The sequence below is a fragment of the Nitrospira sp. BLG_2 genome (genome assembly GCF_049222245.1).
On record NZ_JBLYIG010000592.1, the window covers coordinates 1 to 1,965 of the forward strand.

At 58.4% G+C, this 1,965-nt stretch carries 2 protein-coding genes; one reads left to right on the forward strand and one right to left on the reverse strand.

Features of this window, described 5'->3' with window-relative positions:
• Window positions 1-736: DUF362 domain-containing protein (locus tag ACOSYY_RS15755; protein ID WP_421663577.1), on the forward strand; the 736-nt coding region annotated here is incomplete at its 5' end.
• Window positions 737-1,041: 305 nt separating this feature from the next.
• On the opposite strand, the gene ACOSYY_RS15760 is transcribed toward ACOSYY_RS15755, so the two are convergent.
• A complete protein-coding gene (locus ACOSYY_RS15760) occupies window positions 1,042-1,845 on the reverse strand; it encodes a ComEC/Rec2 family competence protein (protein WP_421663579.1) in 804 nt (267 codons plus the stop codon).
• Window positions 1,846-1,965: the final 120 nt, after the last annotated feature.

Below are 1,965 nucleotides of genomic sequence, written 5' to 3' on the forward strand. Positions count from 1 at the left end.
GCCCAACCTTGTCGAATACTCGTCCACGGCGCCGATCAATACCCATCCCACGGTCATTGCGGCGGCCGTGGATGGACTCTACCGCTTGGGCGCCGCCCAGGTGACCGTGGGCGAAGGGCCGGGTCATGTCCGCGACACCGAGCTCCTGCTGGAAGAATGTGATCTCGGCGCGGCGCTCCGCGATGTCGGCAAAGCGACGTTCGTGGATCTCAACAACGACGAGGTCCACCGTGTGCCGACCACCACTTCACTTACCGCGCTTGCCGAACTCTGGTTGCCCCGGTCCTTGCTGGCGGCCGATGTCGTGATCTCGATGCCCAAGATCAAGACCCATCATTGGGCCGGAGTGACCCTGAGCTTGAAGAATCTCTTTGGCGTGGTCCCCGGTTCGGTCTATGGCTGGCCGAAAAACGTCCTCCACTGGCAAGGCATCGACAATTCGATCGTCGAACTTGCTGCCACGGTTCCGATCCACTACGTCATCGCAGACGGCGTCGTGGCGATGGAGGGCAATGGGCCCTTACATGGCCCTGCAAGAGATCTGGGATGTCTCGTCTTCGCGGATGATCCGGTTGCCGCCGACGCCCTCTGTTGCGAGCTCATGGGCATTGCCCGGGAGTCGATCCGGCACTTGGTGCTGGGCACCAGACTGGGAAACCCGTTACCAGACGACTGGCTGATGTGCGGCGAAAGATACGAAGCCCTGCGACAACGCTTTCTAGTCTGTCCACATTGAGAGTCCCCTGAGAATTCCTCTCTTCCTTTACCAGAACACAACAAGAGATAATTGGTACGGCTGACATTCCCCGGAGCGCGTCACCAGGATCAGGCGACAGAAACACGCAAGCCGACTTCACGTTCCTAATCCGGAACGAGCAGAAATCGCTCCGAGACGTGTATTCCCGGGTGCTGCCACACATGCAGGAGATGGCCGATGAAAGAGTACAAGCCTTATTACGTGACAACGGCGGCGGCTGAGCCTTTGCCCCACTCGTGAAGCCGACGATTCAGTGCGATGAACACCAGATATACCTCATGGCATCAACGTCCCTTTCGGATCGTAAAAGCCTGCCCGAGCGTCTTATCAATGACGATGTGCCCGTCCCAGCGCGTCGTCAGCACATAGCGCCAACCATCACGGGAGAAGTTCAGCCCTCGTGCATGACGATCATAGCAGTGCTGTTGAGAGTCGTGTTGGATGGGGCCATCCGAAATGACGACGATGTCCGGATGGCAGTATTGGAACACCTCCTCGCAATAGCCGTTGTCTCGGCCATGGTGCGAGGCCACGAAAACATTTACCGCCGCGAGCTGCTGGCGAAAGTCATGGTTCTCAAGCAGCGCGAGCCAGCCCGCGCGCTCAATGTCACCCGGTATGACCGCACAAAAATCACCGTACCTGACGAACGCCACGATGCTGAGATTGTTCATGTCCGAAAAGCGCGGGCCGTAGGGAAGATAGAAATAGGGAATAGAGATGCCGGCGAGGTCGGCTTCATTCTGTACGGCTCCGAATCTGCTCTTCATCTCGAGCAAAGCAGCCATCCCCGGCGTGAGCGGGCCTTCCTGCAGCTTGAGCTGGCGGATCTCATTGACGCTGATCGAAGGGTTCGACAGCAGCCGCTCTATCGGCATCCGCGCCCGCAGATTCGCCAAATCGCTAACATGGTCGCTGTCGTAGTGGCTGACGACCAGTTGTTGCACCGCCCGCCAGTTCTGCGGTAAATAGACGGATGGTCGGAATCCGTTCGCATCGTGGCCGCAATCGAAGAGCACCAGGTTGTTGTTATCGGCCACCACCAGTGCCGCCGCGCCGTGTCCGACGTTGAAGATGTCAATTCTCATTTTCTGCCCTACCGTTCCAAAACGTCACAAGCGCGCAGCAACGTTTCCGCGTAGGTGAATGCGGCCGTGCGGACGGTCGCTTTTGTAAAGAAGAAGAGCCATGCGGCGAGCATCGCGACG